This window comes from Odoribacter sp. N15.MGS-14, assembly GCF_000980245.1.
Taxonomy (GTDB): Bacteria; Bacteroidota; Bacteroidia; order Bacteroidales; family Marinifilaceae; genus Odoribacter; species Odoribacter splanchnicus.
Window position 1 is genome coordinate 1 of record NZ_LARE01000065.1, and the last position, 17,908, is coordinate 17,908.

Below are 17,908 nucleotides of genomic sequence, written 5' to 3' on the forward strand. Positions count from 1 at the left end.
CAGGCTTCATCCGCAAAAGATGAAAAACACATCAGTCAAAATGTTTCAGAACGTCCGCTTCGTTTCGGAAAGCGGCTGCAAAGGTAAGGACTTTTTCATTACTTCCAAACTTTTCAAAAGAAATTTTTGAAGTTTTTTTTCAGAACCTGACCAGGGCAATATCCTGAAGAACTCTGCACAACATAAAAACCTGTAAGCCAACACATCATATCCTCTCACCTCCTCCGTTTATTCAATACATCGGTTCCTGATTGCGGCTGCAAAGATAGAACAATTAATACCCCAGTTCCAAATTTTTTATACACTTTTTTTCAAAAAAAATGAATCACTTTGGACAAGTTACTAATTTACAACAATATTATTCAACGTCTGTTTGTAAGATTCCATTTAGAATACCATAAAAACAAAAGAGTGTATTCAAAAATCGTTTTTTGATACACTCTTTCCAATATAACTACCTATTCCTGTTATCCGGATATTTCAAAAATACAATACATCCGACACATCCACCCCATTCTCTTTCCCATCTCTGAGAAATTTTTGGTATTTCACCATAAGGTCAACCGGATAACCTGCCACTCCTTCATACTTCCGGATCATATTCATGGTTTTCAGATCCAGGACCAGCACGTCTCCTTTCAGTTCCTCGCCCATTCCTTCGGTATCTTCACCATAGCGGGAAATCCCTAACAATATTTCCTGTTCCGTCCTGGATACCGTCATACAGGTGATTTTATCATCAGCATTGTAACCGAAATCGGTCAATGTCATGATCCTATTCTGACTTCCCGGAGCATTGCCATTTTCCAGATCTCTCAGATTATAACGATACAGGCCGTTATCCGTTGCAAAAAACATATAACTCTCATTCTTCATCGGATAATAAGAGGTTCCGGAATTTATCACCTCACCAGGCACAATTACATCAGCCAGTACGGTAAAAGGGACGGCAGCGGTTTCGCTTGTCTTCGACGGAAGTTTCAGGTATAACATCCGGTAAACGGAACCGTTTCCCAAAACAGCGACAGCCTGATTCGGAGAAGCAGTATGTGTCCCGTACAAAAGTGAATAGCCGGCATAAATCCCCAATTCAGAACAAGCCCTATTAGCTGCAGAACTGTTTACATTGGCATATATAAACTGTCCTTCACTTTCATCAAACAAATATAACAATTCCGGAGAACTGTAGTTTTGTGTACCACTCCCGGTCAAAGATGCCAGAAACATAACCGGAGACAATTGCCCATGCCAGGGGCTTGCTTTTTGCATAAATGTCATATTCAAATCCACGTTGTACGCAGGCATAGCCATCCGTTGATCATGCCAAAGCTCATCATTGGCAATCACGAAAATATATCCTCCCAAACTCGTTGTAGTTGCAGACGTCGTCAAATGCCAGCAGGCTTTCACATCAAACTCCGTTATATCCGGCGGCAAAGTCATGGCACGTGAGATAAAAAAGTTATGATCCAGATACTTGTTTTCCCCGATCTCAACTAAGGTCTCCTCACTCAGACACTTCAACCGCTGATCCGTCTCTATTTTCAATCCCGAATTGACATTAGCCGCTTCAGGAATATAACACCGGTGAATCTTGCGTGGATTCGTTCCCAAACGGTTACCGGTCAATGCTTCATAATAATTCGGAGTAAAAGTACTCCCCTCTCTGTCCAGACGCTTAAAGGATAATTCTGCATGTCCCTGATACTTGCTTAAAACAAGGATACCGTCACCTGCCGTAGAACTGGACACATTGATTCTGAAATTTTTAAAGGCCTTCGTCCCCAATTCCTTATCGGTTACCACAAAACGTGCTGTATTAATCCCCAACGGGAAATTAGCATATACATTCAGATCTTTCGTCGTCGCCACAACCTTCTGGTTGACTTCCCACATATAAGTAAACCGGTTTGAATCCGAATACTGCGTTCCCTCCAAAGTCACGGGAATAGACAACAAATCCATCTGGTCACAAAGCACCAGGCTATCGATATTCTGTATGCTGATCTGGTTGATTTCCCGATAATCGTAATTTCCTTTATCATCATAACAGGCATATGCCAGGATAAGTAGGTATAAAAAAGTAATTATTTTTTTCATAATAGCCTCCTATTTAATTCAAGTCCGTAATCTCGACAAGTCCGTCCATCATAATCCGCATACCCGTCTCATCATCAATAATGATATTTTTATTCAACCATTCTCTCAATATCTGGGATTTCTTCGTCATATCCACCCCTGTTCCCACAAATGCATCTTCAATAGCAAAAATCGGATCCAGCTCAATCAGCTTACGCCATTTTTTAGGATGATAAAATCCCAATTCCCCCTCATTGGCCGTCCACCAGGCTGGCGGAAACAAAATGTCATTGACAGATAATTTCATCTCACGCCCGTCTTCAATACCCAGCTGAAAATCTCCTCCGGCAACAAGTGTAAGCATCAGCGTCTTGCTTTCAGGATTCCGAAGGCTTTTACTTAGATTTTTCCGGAAAACAACAATCCGGAGGGTATCCTGAAAACGGCCGGGACCAAATAATTGCTCCTCAGCCAGAGATACATAATCTTCATCGGCAACCATATCGGTCTCCCCATTTAAATAATTACCTTTTTCAAGTACTTTTACCCGGTAAGTACGTGGTTCTTCCGACGTATTACCTAAAACACGTACCACTATTTTAGCCGTATCTGCAACAACGTCATCCGAAAGTTTTCCAAAAGAAAAAACGACAGAATCCAGACTTACTTTGTTGCCCAGGCTATTTAATACCTCATACTGGAAATATATCCGGTTGACATCATCATACTGATATTCCACCTTCTGCTCACATCCTTGTAAATAAAGGCAAAACCATAAAAATACATATATAACTTTCTTCATTGGACAATTCAATTTTGTGTTCTGTTACCATACTCTATTTCATCTTCCGGGATCGGGAATACAAAGACATTATTATCAGCTTTCACCTGATCTTCGGAAGTATTTCCCCAGATATCGTGATGCAAACGCTTATAAGTTAAAAAGATCACTCCTTCCCCGATAAACTCTTTGCGTATTTCCCGCATGATCACGTCTTCGGTTACTTCCTGCGATACCACCTCTTTCTGTGTCCTGGCCTGTTTGAAAGTCTGCAGTAATTCCGCAGCATGCCCCGGATCGTCTTCCATCCAACCCTCCGCAGCAATCAGGTACATTTCCGACAAACGGATTATCGGAACTTTCGGAAAAAAACGTTTACTATTATCAGAGGTATATTTTACAATATAAATTTCACTGTACCAATTCAAACGGTAATCATCCAGATCCCCTTCATATATACCACTCTGAAACCCTACAGCCATCTGTAAATTACCGTCCGAACCAGTCACCCGTTTATGTATCGCTTCAGCACCTGTTTTTATAGCCTGGTTCCGTAATGAAAAGATATGCTCACTAGAAAAAAGCAAATCTTTATCGGCCATATCCACATTCAAACTTTTCTCATAATCCAATAAGGCGAATTTTTTACTTTCAATCACCTCTTCAGCCAAACGACGGGCTTCTTTTTTATATTCTCCCCCCATATCCAGATAAACCCGGGCCAATAAAGCCTTTGCAGCATAATAATTCATTCGTGCAACATACTGGTCAGCCTGATCTTTATTTTCATCCACCCCGTTTCCTAATTCATAGGGTACCACCGAACAAATGGGATCATCTTTCAGGCATTCCAAAGCGTTTTCTAAATCCCCGACCACCAGATTCAGATATTCCTGTGTCGTATATACAGCAGGTGTCTCCACTCCGAACTTCAGCTGATAAGGTAAAATCCGGGCATCCTTATCCAGCTTCACATCGGGAGCAAACAAACGGTAAATATCGAAATGATGCATTGCCCTTAATGCCAATGCCTCACCCCGGACCTGATTACGCCGGGCATCCGACAGGACAGAAGCATTTTTATCACTCCACTCCAATATATTATTGATGGCTGCAATATTAGCATATAAAGCATACCATATGGAATAGATATAAGCCTCCATATCCTTGTCTTCATAATCATAATCCCTGAATATTTTCATGGCATTCGGCACCCGGGAATAATCATAAGTACGCGACATCACATCCAGCATGCCGAATGAAAGGGTCTGACCATATAGTCCCGCCGCCGACATATCATAATACACCCCGGCCAACGCTTCGGTAAATCCGCGTTCCGTACTGAACAATTCCGATTCTTCGCTCTGGTTTATCAATTTAATATCCAACCAGGAATTACAGGAGCATAACAAACACACCCAAACTAAATTCCATATGCTATTTTTCATTTTCATAAGTTCTATCTTTATCTGTTAACGACTAAAAAGTAACATTCAAACCGATACTGAAAGTACGTGCAAAGGGATAACTCGTCCCCCGTTCCTGTTTTACCGAGGACAAGCGGAACAGATCGGTAGAACTCAACAGCAGCTTCACTCTTTCCATATACATTTTCTGGGAAATCTTACGAGGCAACTCATATGACAGGGAGACACTTTGCAAAGCCAGCAAATTGTTATCAAATACCAGGCGGGTTGTCTGATAGGGCGCACTCGTATCGTCGATACGTCTGAATTTCGCATGATCCCCCGGTTCTTTCCAACGGTCGTACAATACCCGTTTATCAGCATTCTTAAGCGGATTAGCCCCTTCCACTTTCGAGGCCAGGGTAGCATTATATATTTTTCCACCGTACTGATATTTAAACAGCATATACAGATTGAAGCCTTTCCAGTTCAGATTAGTGTTCACATTTCCTTCGATTTTAGGTTTCATATCCCCACATTCGATCTTATCGTTATGGTTATATTCAAAAGTCATTTCCCCGTTACGCTTAATATAAATTTCATTCCCGGTAGCCGGATCGATTCCTCCGGAACGCACCACCATCAAAGCCGTCTGTGAACGTCCCGCCTCGAACTGACGATATACCACCGTTCCCTGGTTTGCCCGGTCATCGTTGGCATATTGATTGATGGTTTCCAACTGATTGGATAATTGGGTAATCTTACTCCGGTTATGGAAAGCGGACAAGGTGACATTCCATCTCAGATCTTTGACTGCATCCTGGATCAGGTTGAAACGCAAACGGGCTTCCACACCCGTATTTCTCAATTTCCCGATATTCTCCACATAATCGATAAATCCCGTCGAAGGAGCTACAGTTACAGGCAACAGCAGACTACGGGTATTTTTAATGTAAAAATCTCCGTTAAACACCACCAAGCCGTGCAAGAAAGTAAAATCCACTCCCACATTATAAGAAAGGGTTGTCTGCCACTTCAAACTCGAATTACCGTATCCGGCCAGACTAACTCCGAAATTTCCGTTATATTCCCTGCTAAAATCATACAAATAAGTTGTCAGCGCCTGGGTAGATGAAAAATTAGTTGTCCCCGTACTTCCCACCGAAGCCCTCAGCTTCAATGCGTTTTTCTCATGAGCATGCCAAAAAGACTCATTGTGCACGTTCCAGGCTACCCCCAATGACCAGAAAGGAGCAAAACGCGAATTACGTCCGAATTTACTGGAACCGTCCGAACGAAAAGAAAAGTCCAGGAAGTAACGATTGCCGTACCCATAATTTACATTGGTAAAAAATCCTACCAATCTCGATTCATCATAGGTTCCCTGAGGACTGGTATTTTCCTGAAAAGCATTGGCTGCACCGATAAAAATCATGTCCGGATTGATAAACCCGACTCCGGTAAAAGACTCACCTTCCGTCTCCGATTGCATGATATTGCTTCCGACCCCGACATTCAGCATGTGTTTATCTATCGTCTTATTATAAGCCAGTGTCAAATTACCGTCGAACCGGTCACTCCGGGAATTTACCAGATAATAACTCCCCTTCTTTTTCGGATCCGTTTCTGTACTGTAATCCAGTGATTCCGGAGATTTAAACAAATCCCGCCGGTCAAACTGCCTGGTATAACTGAAACGCCCCTGTAAACGCAAAGCCGGAATAATCCTCCAGTCGATATTGAAATTATCCTGAACAGAGGTATAAGTGCTGGTATTACGCTTGGGCAGATTGGCACTAACCAGCGGATTCCAGTCACCCGAAGAAAGTTTTTCCACAAACTCTCCGTTTTCGTCATAAATCCGGTCATACGGATTCTGGTTGGCATACAAAGAGAATTCATTGTACGGAGAATTCTTCGCTTTCACATTATCGACCGACAAGTCATTCCGGATAAAAAAGCTGGAACCGATATTGTAATTGAAAGTCAAGTTAATCCCCAACCGGTCCCGTCCGGATTTCTTCATGACTCCTTTATCCGTATCATATCGTAAATCCACGCCATAACGGAAATATTGATCTCCTCCTTCAAAATTGAGCGAATAACGCTGATTTAACGAAGTAGTCAGAGGCTGGGACAACCAATAAGTATCCACCCCTCTTTTCACCTCTTCCAAACGTGAATTATAAAGTTCTTCCAGTCGTACCTGTTCTGAATAAACAGGATCGGTATATACACCGGCCCGGCGTTCATATTCCAGTTTTTCCGCAGCATTCATCAAATTATAATCCCTCAAATCCGGGATTGAAACGTTGTAATTGGCATTCAGGTTTATCCGGATTTGTCCGGCTTTCGGACGGATAGTCGTAATGACAATCACTCCGTTGGCACCCCGAGACCCATATAAAGCCGTTGCACTGGCATCTTTCAGGATAGTCGTGGATTCCACCCGGTTCAGGTCCATATCATAGATCCGTTCTGCCGAAACCTCCACTCCATCCAGAATATAAAGCGGGGCATTGGGGTTTGTCGTTGCATCGTCTGCATTGGCCCTCAGGTCAAAACCATTCTCTCCCCGGATCGTGATATCCGGTATCACATTGGGGTTAGACCCTTGTGTAAGGCTCTCGTTCAAGCGGATAGAAGGATCGAAAGCATTCAAAGCCTGAATCATATTCAAAGCCCCGACTTTTTTCAGTTCCTCGGTATTGATGGTTACCTCCGAACCTGTAAAACTCTCTTTCGATTTCTGAAAATACCCCGTCACAATCACTTCGTCCATCTCTGCAGCCTCCTCTTCCATGACGATAGTCAATTCTTTCCCTTCCACATAATTCACCTCCTTTTTACGCATTCCAACAAAGGTACACACCAGGACGACAGCCTTGCCACGGGGTACCTGAATAGAAAATCTTCCATCCATATCCGTAGCAACCCCCAGATTCGTACCCTTGATAACGACAGTCACTCCGGGCAAGGTATGTCCCTGTACATCTACAACTTTTCCTTTTATGGTCTGTATCTCCTGCTCAAACTGATCCTGTCCCTGTTTAGCAGTAATGACCACCGTATTATCGATCAACTTGTATTCCAAATTGGTTCCTGTCAAAATATGATCCAATACTTCCTGAAGATTCAAATTCGAGTAATCCGGATTCAAACGATTCAGCTCACGTACATAATCATGATTATAAAGGAAAGTCACTTTGGATTGGCGTTCAATCTCTTTAACGACCTCTGCAAAGGTCACATTCTTCATTTTCAATGTGATATTTTCCTGCGAATATCCTTTCGCAGTCACTTGAAAAGTTTGTAACACAAGTAATAAAGTCATCAGCTTCATCGTCCGCACCATTCGTCCCGGGAGAAATACACCGGGAAATTTCCTGTTTTTCGTTTTTTTCATAACTTTGTTTGACTTATAAGTAAATAAATACCAGAACGGACAGGCGGCCGATTCCCTACATCGGCTACCTGTCTTTTATTCTGCGATATAAATAGTAGTTCCTGAAACATTAAATTTTGCGGGACAAGCCAGAGCCAGCATCGATACGATCTGTCCGAAATCATCATAACGTCTTAAATTACCGGTAAATTCAATATGCCGGGCTTTTTCCGACTGAAACACCACCTGCACATCATACCAGCGCGACAAAGTCCTCATAATATCTTCCAGAGTCTGACGTTCGAATATAAACCTCCCGTTTTTCCAACCGATATATGCCTGTACATCCACTTGCTTTTTAACTAAATTACCAGTCTTCAGCTCTATAGCCCCCTGTTCATTCGGGTACAACAATATCCGTTTTTTGCCGGTGAACATGCATACCCTCCCTTCCACCAGGGTGGTCTGAATCATTTCTTCATCCTGATAAGCCCGGAGATTAAAAGAGGTTCCCAACACCTGTACCTGCACCTTTCCCATCTCTATAATAAAAGGGGACGATTTATCAGAGGCCACCTGAAAATAAGCCTCTCCCTGCAAACGTATCCTTCGTTCCCCGGAGGGAAAAACAATCGGATATTCCACTTCACTCTCCGAGTTCAGCCAGATTTTCGTTCCGTCGGACAGTACAAGTACAAATTCTCCCTTACGGGGAATACTCAAAGAATTATACAATAGCTCTTCCGGCAAAGACGGAATATTCTGATACACTAAAGAGGCAGACGAAGCCTTAGCTACAGAACCGTCCTGCTGCTTTATAGAAGTGGCAGTATCTCCGCACAAATGAATCTGTTCCCCGTTGGCCAAGGTAAGGACAGCCTTACTACTACCAGCAGGAATGACAGATGTCGATACCTGAGGAACAAGCGTACCGTTCCTGTCTTCCCGGAGCCAGCACCAGTAAATTCCTATTGCAATCAGACATACAGCTGCCACAGCAGCTAACCCACGCAACTTCCTGTAAGACCATGGACGTTCCCTTGCTATTCTTTCAGAAAAAGCAGTATACGCAGCAGCCGGATTTATAGACAAATCCAGTTCGCGTTTCCGCCTGATATAGTCACGATCATTCAGATTTTCAAATTGTTGCTGATGTTCCGTTGATTTCTTCAGCCAAAGCCTGAGTTCTTCCATCTCCTCTTCTGAGATAGTCTCCTCCTGATAACGCAAAATCAAATCAGCAATCCGAAATGCTTTCTCACTTTTTAATTCCATATTTTCTGCCTTTTGTATAAAGACAGGAAAAAACTAAAAAGTGGGCAAAAATTTAAAAAATTAACAATGCTAATATCCAGAAATTACTCAACCGTATCCGCAGCATCTTCATACCTCTCTTTCTATAAGCCTTTACAGCCTCTTCGGTTATCCCCAACAAAGAGGCGATCTCCGCATTGGTTTTCCTCTCCAGTATCAGATAAAAGATAGTCCTGATTTTAGGGGGTAAAATATCAATTGCCTGTTTCAATGCCAGATACACCTCTTCTTCGATGATCTGCGATAGAAAAAAATCAGCTTCAGCTTCCCCGTTTAATTGTAAGTATTTTTTCTTCACCTTATCATGTTCCAAATAATTGATACACCGGTTTCTCACTGATATATACAACCAGGATTTCAAAGAAGAAAGTTCCGAAAGATGCTGCCTCTGTTTCCAGAAATCATAAATGACATCCTGTACCAAATCCTCTGCCAGATCGGTATCTCTCAAATATTTTGCAGCAAACATGACCAATGAGGAATAATATAAATCAAACAAACGTTTATAAGCCTTCTCATCTCCTTCTACCAACAGTTTCAGCCAATGTTTTTCATATTTAATTTTATCTTCCACCCCATTATGATTTAAAATGCACTACTCTCTGTATTTTATAAATACAAATTTATCCAATTTCTTTAATTTTTCAAGCTTCTCCTTTTTATCTTCATCCTCTATTCATTGGATTCCACGCTTCATCTCCGATAACTTACATCCAAAAATAGACGGAGGGAATATGGGGATGGAAACCTGTCCAATCCTCTCTGTTTACAACTGGATAATGTATAAAAAATCGAAGACTATAATACACAAAAAGGAAAGTGGAGACACAAAAAATCAAATAATCCGTCACAATCCCGTTGAAAAACAATAAAAAAAGAACTGTCTAAAAGTGAAATGCCCCCAAAAGTTTTATGTCCAACTTTTTGAGGGCACTTCATTTCTTAGACAGCCCCTGGTTTCATCAAAACACTTTCGATCTTTTCTTTCCCCGGTCTATTTCGGATTATAGGGCCGGGTATCCAACGGCAATCCCCACTGCGGATTATATTTTATAATGTTATTCGGAATAGGGAGAACGTAATATTCGGAATTTATCGAAGCCGAATAAGTCTGAGTTCCGATTTTGTGCTCGATAGTGGTTTTACACCACGGCTTGCCATTATCCAATGCCAAACGTTTCAGATCGAGCACACGCTGGAAAGTTGCAATCGGTAATTCCCTGCGGCGTTCTTTCAGGATTTCCTCCAACAACTGATCTTCAGTCAGGGCAGCTCCATTGGGAAGGTCCGTACTTCCCTGCGTATTGTCATACCTGTATTTCCTGAGGGTATTCAGGTCAGACAAAGCTTCTGTTTTCCGACTGTTCCGGGCGTATGCTTCTGCTCTCATCAACAACAGTTCAGGATAACTGAATCCTTGTGTCATTTTTATTTTTACATCCCGATAATATTGTAAGACAATCCCGTCATCATACTTCGTATCCCCTACAGTCGTCGCATATCCTAAATCCTTCAGCATAAACAACCGGTATCTCAAATCCGTATTTTTATCGAAAAGAGAGATAAACTCTACCGAAGGATAACCACTGCTTCCCATCCCTCCTGAAGGAGCAACCCGATAGAACAACATTTCCCGGTGATAGGTCTGTCCCAAATAATCGTCCTGGCCCTTCAAATCCAATGATACCTCCACATCAGTACCCGGAGAAGGACTGGCCTCCGGATCGGGTTCATAGTAGAAATCGTTGTAATTATAAATCAAATTATCCACCGAACCTTGCTGAGCTAAGGCCGATGTCCAGGCCATATCTGCATATTCCAGCATTTTTCCGAAATCACGTGCAAACATGTAATAATAAGCCATCAAAGTCTGTACTGCACATCGATTCATACGGGCAGGATGGTTTACATTATCGGGAACACTCTTCAGAGCGAAATCGATATCCGCTTTGGCCAGCCCGAACACCTCGGCCGTTGTGGATAATGCCGGATTAGCTTCTGTAGGAGAAGCTGCGGTACGATAAGGAATCGTTTTTGTATCGTTAGCTCCGGCAGGATCATAAACAGGTCCGTAAATCATGGCCATTGTCAGATAAGACCACGCCCGGGCAGCCCGGGCCTGTGCCGACAATTCCTCAGCCAATTTCGCCGTCTTTTCATTCTTTACGTCATTTACCCCGTCAATCACATTGTTCAACAAACCGACGGCACGATAAGTACCCCATTCCCAAAAATAATCGGGTTTTTCAGGATTACCGTAAGGCAATTTAAACGTATAGGCAGCGTAGCGGTTAATGTTCGGATGAGTTGCGGTATAATTATAATTGGCACTATTCTCACTGATTTGCAGGTTATCTCCCAAAGAAGCGAGAAGCGTACCTTTATTATTGTCCATATAGTACCAATCTACCGTATACGTATTATTGAGTATATTCTCAAACTCTTCTACTTCCGTAGGAATCAATTTTCCGACAGGCTTGACATCCAAAAAATCATGACACCCCATAAACAAGCCCACCATTAAAGAAATAGTCAATAATTTCGCTTTCATAAGTATATATATTTAGAATGAAAATGATAAACCAAAATAAAATTCAGGACGCAATGGCAATGACGTGAATCCCTGTTCCGTAAAATTATTATATGCTCCTGTCATATTCACCTGAGCAGTTTCCGGGTCTATATCCGTCCCCTTAGCCGTCACAGTCCAAATATTGCGTGCCTGGAAGTAAGCCCGAACATTGTTTACTCCTACAGAAGACAACCAATGTTTAGGGAAGGTATAGGCAAGCGTCACATCCCTCAATTTCATATAACTGGCGTTTCCGGTCAGGAAATCGGTATAAGGGAAATACCAATGTTCCGTACTTCCACTCCGGAGTTGGGGATATTTTTTGGTAGCTTCATCTCCCGGCTTTTGCCAACGGTCGGCAACATGACGATTCTGATAATTCATACCATAGAAACCGTCTTTACGGTATTGATGCCCTAATTTGGCGATAAACATAAAAGAAAGCTGAACGTTTTTATATTTGAACGCATTGGTAAACGACAAATCATATTTCGGACGTACCGTACCCAAATATATAATATCATCGGTAGTCAAGTTAGCGAGCCGGTCTTTCTCTCCGTTTGCCGAATACCCCAAAGCTTCTCCTTTATCGTTCAGACCCGCATATTTAAATCCAAACATAGCGTCGGCAGGGTAACCTTCAGCTAAAATAGGTGCCATACTGGCCCATTGGCTGGTATACATCCGGGTTACATTATATGTTTTAACTTTATTTTTATTATAACTGAAATTGAAAACCGAATTCCAGACGAAATCCTGTTTTTTGATAATATCGGCATTAACAGAAAATTCTACACCATTGTTCTGCATTTCCCCGACATTTTTTGTCAGACTGCTGAATCCGGTCGTCGGGTCGATGGCATCTCTGGCCAACAAATCGGAGCTGTTCTTCAAATAATAATCGAAAGTCAGATTTATACGGTTATCGAATAAAGCGATATCGGCACCGATATTGGTCGTTTTTGTCTTTTCCCAACGCAATTGATTGTTTGGAGGAGAAGCAATACTATAAGAAACTCCACCGGTCATTTCCTGATAAGAACCTGCCGCAAGCATCAGGTACGGACCTTCGCTTAAAGAAATATTTCCGTTGATTCCGTAAGAAGCCCGCAAATTTAAACGATCGATCCAGGAGACGGAGAAGAATTTCTCTTCAGCCAATTTCCAGGTTGCTCCCACCGACCATAACGGTTTATACCGGTATTTCGAATCTGTTCCGAAGAAATTGGTCAAATCCAACCGTACACTTCCGCTAACCAGATAACGGCTGTCGAATTCGTAAGAACCGTTTCCATACCAGGAAACAAAACGGTTATCCCGCAAATTATACGCCCCCGTTTTTAAAGAATAAACCGTAGTCGAGCCGAACAACATATCCGCCTTATTCAAACCTGAATTCCAATCTTTTATATTTACCGGAATGAAAGATCCTGCCGTCGGATTATATCCCAAACGGGTCGCATACTGATTATTGCTATAAGTACTTTTGCGTACTTCATTTCCGGCAAGGAAGGTCACCCGGTGCCTGTCATTCAGAAACGAACGGTTAAAGTTGATCTGAGTCCGGAGTGTCCAGCTTTCATTGATGTTACGCCATTCATCGATCATTGCTCCGTCCGGAAAATAATGACTGGCGTTGTTTGTCTTGGAGGTTGCATCATTGTATTGAATCCTGATACGATAAGCATCCCGGTCATAAGTCGTTTTCTCCACTTTATTTCCTCTGGTCCAAATCCCTCCGGTCTCGATATTCAATCCATCGATAATATATATCTTTAAGGTTCCTCCCAAACGAGTCTGAATATCTTCCGTATCGGTCGTCTCCTTACCCACATCCTCAATCGGATTATAGCTCCAGTCCTTCATATTAGCGATTTTCTCATAATTGGCAATTTTATAAGTACTGGTCGAAAATACCGTCGTCGGTTTGCCCGTCTCCGGATCGACCAGATTATCATAAGGCTGTATCAACGAAGTATTGGTATAACCCAACAAATCGCTCCAACCTCTTACCGGATGTTCATCTTTAGTATATACGACATTAGCCATTAATCCCAACGAAATGTATTTGGACGGTTTCCAGTCGTTCTTCAAATCGAAAATCAGACGGGAATTGTCGGAATGAATCATATTTCCCCGATTATACATATAATTGACAGCTGCATTAAACCGGTTTTTCTCCGTACCGCCATTGATGGCTATATTATGCTGATGGCTGAGCTGATTGCGGTAAAAGTATTTCTCCGCCTGCTTCAAACCGTTTATATTCCGCAATTTATCGATTTCAGCCAAAGCTTCTGCCTCAGTCATATTTCCTTCCCGTGCCTGCATCATCAGCCAGGTCACTTTACTCATATTGCTAACGGATTGCGTACTGGGACGGTTCGGATTCTGGTAATACAAATCTAATTCCGCATCGATATAATCCGAAGTCGACGCCCGGTTCAATTTAGATAATTGAGGCTTTAAAATCGTACTTACAATTCCTTTATAAGATACGTTAAAACGATCGGCAGCCCCACGGGTAGTCGTTACTACAATCACACCATTAGCAGCTCTGGACCCATAGATAGAGGCAGCGACCCCATCTTTCAGCACTGTAATATTCTCAATATTCTCAGGATTAATCGATTCGAGCCCCCCCTCGATAGGATAACCGTCCAACACCACCAAAGGCTCGTTTTCCGCATTGAAAGTTGACACACCACGGATTTCTATTTTACCGTCTTTATCCAGTACAACTCCAGTGGCCTGTCCTTCCAGGACAGAACTCAGATTCGACTGTAATTTTGTCTCGATATTCCGGGGAGTTATCACTCCGAACGAACCGGTAGTCCGTTCTTTCGAGATAGTTTGGTAACCTGTAACAATCACCTCATCGAGACTTTCGGCAGCGCTTTCCAAGACCACTTTCAATTCCTGATTGTTTCCGATTTTTATTTCCTTCGTTTTCATGCCCACAAAAGAAAATTGCAAAATCAGGTTGGGCTCATCGTCCACTTTGATCTCAAACCGACCATTGATATCGGTCGCAACACCTGTCTGGGTACCTTTCACTATAACAGAAACTCCGGGAAGGGTAATTCCTTTTTCATCTTTGACAATTCCCCGGATCAGCCTTTTCTGTTGCATCAGAGTTTCCAGCACCTCCCGACTGTTTTCCCTGTCTTTGATTACCACAACATCCCGCAGGAAAGTGTAAGTAAGTTCCGTCCCCTCCAATATCTCATCCAATGCCTTCTCTAATTCCAGATCATGAATTTCGATCCGGCGGTTCCCGATATTTTTCAATTTCTCCTCATTATAAAAAAAACGGACACCGGTTTGTTGTTTTATTTTTTTAAATACCTGACGCAACTCTGCGTTCTCCATGATCAGGGAAACCTTTTTCAATTGTGCATTTGTTGCAGCAACTACCGAAAGATTCAACATCACAGTAAACAAAAGGCATAATTTCATAACCCGGAATAAAGGATTAAAATTAATGGGTACACTACGCCCATACACTTCGTTTTTTTTCATAACTTTGTTTTAGTTTTAGTGAATACTGAAATTAACTGCTCGGATGCGGATGAAGGTTGGCGCTGACATCCGCTCCTTTATTTTTTATTCTATCAAAACAGTCTTGCCTTTTATGCTAAACCGGACATTTCCACCGATTTCCATAAATTCCAGAAAATCGTTGATTGTCTTATAACGTTCCAGATCACCTGTAAAATGTAATTTTTTGACTTCTTCGCATTTATAAAAAACGGCAATATCATACCACCTGGACAATACTTGCATGATTTCTTCCAGTGTTGCATTTTCAAAAACATATTTTCCGTCTTTCCAGCCGGTATATAAAATAACATCTACTTTCCGGGGCTGAAGACTTCCTCCTTCTTCATCCTTTATCTGAAAACCAGGTTCCAACATGATTTCCCGACCCGGTTGTCTCTCCGGTCGGTACACCACCTTTCCCTGCACCAATGTTGTAACGGTTTTTTGTTCTTCCCGGTAATCCCGAACGTTAAACCCCGTACCCAACACCTCAATCGCTCCCCTGGAAATGTGTACGATAAAAGGATGTTCGCTATCTTTCGCCACCTCAAAGTAGGCCTCTCCTTCTAAATAAACCTCCCGCCGTTCTGCGGTAAAACTAACCGGGAACCTTAGTTTTGAATCGGCATTGAGCCAAACTTTAGTTCCATCCGCTAAAACCAACTGATATTCCCCTCCTATCGGAATATCAATGGTATTGTATACCAATGCTGGTGTCTTTTGTTTTCCTTTATATTCCACGACGGCAGAATCCAAATTCAGGAGCGTTCCGTCTTCTCCGATCAGTTGCTGTTTTTTATCTCCTAAAACTATTTTCTCTCCGTTTGCCAGCGTAATCATCGCCTTGCTCCTGCCGGGTTCCACCACTTCATTTTTTACCGTCAGCGGGGGGACAGACCGTAGCTGTTCCCGATGACTCCAAACCAGTCCAATCCCCACAAACAACAAAACGGCTGCCGCTGCGGTAAGACCGATACGCCCAAACCTCCACCACCTTTTCCTGTTTTTGTATTGCAGGAATTTACGATACGCTATTGCAGAATCGAACTCCTCTTTCTGACGTAAACGTGCTAACCAACGTTTGCGATCCGGAAAAGGAAATTCCCGTTCTTCTATTAAGTTTTGAAGACGGATTTTCTCACTTCCCTTCAATTGTCCGGTAATTTCTTTACACCATAAATCAGAAAGTTCTTCCCTTATTTCGTCATCTTTGTTCATATAACGATTATTTATATAAATAATCCACAAAAAGACAAAACGGGTACCTTTATTAACTGAATTTTTTTCGAAAATCGGATAAATTTATTTAAAAAGTCAATCTTTGGGGTGGAATAAAAGACAGAATAAAATGAAAATGTCGGGTGACAGAATTTTCCGGATATACTGATAAGCTTCTTTTTTATGTTTTTTGACCGTATTGACACTGATTCCCAGAATTTCACCGATTTCTTCCACCGTTTTTTCTTCTAAACAAAGCAGCATCACCTCCCGTCGTTTCTCCGGCATCCGGGCAATCACGCCCCGCAATTTACGGACGACCTCTTCCTCGATCACCGCCCCGAAATCTCCGGCGCTCTCCTCTTCCTGCCCGCATTGGGTCAAACACAGTTCTTTTATATTGCGGTCACGTAAAACTTTCAGACAATTATGATATACCGCCCGATAAAGGTATCCGCGGAAAGAAGGCATATCTTCGAAATAAGTATCCGCTTCCCACAACCGGACAATGATCCCCTGCACCACATCCATAGCATATTCCCTGTCTTTCAGAATTTTCAAAGCATAACAACAAAGCGGAGAATAATACTCCGCATATAAATATTGCCATGCCTTTTCCTGCTTGGTATTGATACCGTATAAGAAATTCTCCGGTTCTTCCGCCATATCGAAAACATCTATGATGGACAAATATAGTGAAAGGCGAGAGCAAAAACAACAAACTGGTTGGATTGATTTTGCCGAACCGCATCTTATATTATACAAATATAGCAATTATAGCCCATTCCCCGATTTTATCGGACAAAAAATCTTATACAGACAGATGAACGAGAATGGATTGGAGCAGAGACTGACAGTAACCTTTTCGTTCAAGTACAGGAAATACCCGAGGCATGTAAGGCAACATTCGCCACTATACTACTATCAACGAGCTCATCTGCCCGTCAAACGCGGTAAATTCAGGCCCGCCAAGAAACCAGCCGGTATACTTCGAGGCAAAAAAGCCTTCCGATTTCCCCGATGACAGGAACCGGAAAGCTTTTACACCAAGTATCACATAAAATATTACTCTATCGGCCGATTCTTCAACTCTTCCAGAATTTTGTCACAAGCCTTTTGCTGGGCTGGCGTACCGTCCTTCCTCATGTTGGCGAGGAACATGGAATAATAAGAGAAAGCCAGATGTCTGTCCATCTTCGGGAAATTCTGCCGGCAGGCTTTTATCAATCGGTTGAAATCACCCGCACGGCAAGCCTGTACCACATTCCAGAACGGATACAATTCCGTCATCCCGGCTGCATCCAGATTCTTTTGAATGGTAGCCCGTTCCCCGGGTGTCAAATCCTGTTTTTCAAAAGAAGACCAGCGCAGGTATTCCGTATTGCAACGCACCAGCAGGTTATACACCGTCTTTTCGCCCATCGCCTTCTCATAACGCGGACGGTTGGCCAGAAAATAAGCGTAAATATCCGAACCGACAGTATTCAGAGATAGATTCTGAAACAGGAAAGCATACTTTTCAGACACTTTTTCATCGTCATCCAAAGCGGCAAACAATTCGCCCGCCACCTTTCCCGTTCTTTTATCGGAAGCCCCCATCAGCAGATTCA

The 17,908-nt window shown here is 42.4% G+C and carries 11 protein-coding genes; all 11 read right to left on the reverse strand.

The window, feature by feature from the left end:
* Positions 1-480: 480 nt before the first annotated feature.
* On the reverse strand, positions 481-2,100 hold the full coding sequence (locus WS34_RS12005) for a PKD-like family lipoprotein (protein ID WP_046405081.1): 1,620 nt from the start codon (positions 2,098-2,100) through the stop codon (positions 481-483).
* 13 nt (positions 2,101-2,113) lie between these two features.
* Positions 2,114-2,881 (reverse strand): DUF4843 domain-containing protein, encoded by a 768-nt coding sequence (locus WS34_RS12010; RefSeq protein WP_022160076.1) that lies wholly within the window; start codon positions 2,879-2,881, stop codon positions 2,114-2,116.
* Positions 2,882-2,889: 8 nt separating this feature from the next.
* On the reverse strand, positions 2,890-4,308 hold the full coding sequence (locus tag WS34_RS12015) for a RagB/SusD family nutrient uptake outer membrane protein (protein ID WP_286693748.1): 1,419 nt from the start codon (positions 4,306-4,308) through the stop codon (positions 2,890-2,892).
* Positions 4,309-4,339: 31 nt separating this feature from the next.
* A complete protein-coding gene (locus WS34_RS12020; RefSeq protein ID WP_286693749.1) occupies positions 4,340-7,672 on the reverse strand; it encodes a SusC/RagA family TonB-linked outer membrane protein in 3,333 nt (1,110 codons plus the stop codon).
* 75 nt (positions 7,673-7,747) lie between these two features.
* Positions 7,748-8,926 (reverse strand): FecR family protein, encoded by a 1,179-nt coding sequence (locus WS34_RS12025; RefSeq protein WP_286693750.1) that lies wholly within the window; start codon positions 8,924-8,926, stop codon positions 7,748-7,750.
* Positions 8,927-8,978: 52 nt separating this feature from the next.
* Complete coding sequence (locus tag WS34_RS12030; RefSeq protein ID WP_022160079.1) at positions 8,979-9,539, reverse strand: RNA polymerase sigma-70 factor; 561 nt, start codon at positions 9,537-9,539, stop codon at positions 8,979-8,981.
* 420 nt (positions 9,540-9,959) lie between these two features.
* Positions 9,960-11,516: a RagB/SusD family nutrient uptake outer membrane protein gene (locus WS34_RS12035; protein WP_046402880.1), complete on the reverse strand. Its 1,557-nt coding sequence runs from the start codon at positions 11,514-11,516 to the stop codon at positions 9,960-9,962.
* A 12-nt stretch (positions 11,517-11,528) separates the two neighbouring features.
* Positions 11,529-15,059 carry a SusC/RagA family TonB-linked outer membrane protein gene (locus tag WS34_RS12040; RefSeq protein WP_046405084.1) on the reverse strand — a complete coding sequence of 1,177 codons (3,531 nt, stop codon included), beginning with the start codon at positions 15,057-15,059 and terminating at the stop codon, positions 11,529-11,531.
* Between the two features lie 84 nt (positions 15,060-15,143).
* On the reverse strand, positions 15,144-16,298 hold the full coding sequence (locus WS34_RS12045) for a FecR family protein (protein ID WP_286693751.1): 1,155 nt from the start codon (positions 16,296-16,298) through the stop codon (positions 15,144-15,146).
* A gap of 96 nt (positions 16,299-16,394) precedes the next feature.
* Positions 16,395-16,964 carry an RNA polymerase sigma factor gene (locus tag WS34_RS12050; RefSeq protein WP_022160083.1) on the reverse strand — a complete coding sequence of 190 codons (570 nt, stop codon included), beginning with the start codon at positions 16,962-16,964 and terminating at the stop codon, positions 16,395-16,397.
* 399 nt (positions 16,965-17,363) lie between these two features.
* Positions 17,364-17,908, reverse strand: a 545-nt coding sequence (locus WS34_RS12060; RefSeq protein ID WP_286693752.1) for a hypothetical protein, incomplete at its 5' end; no start/stop codon positions are given.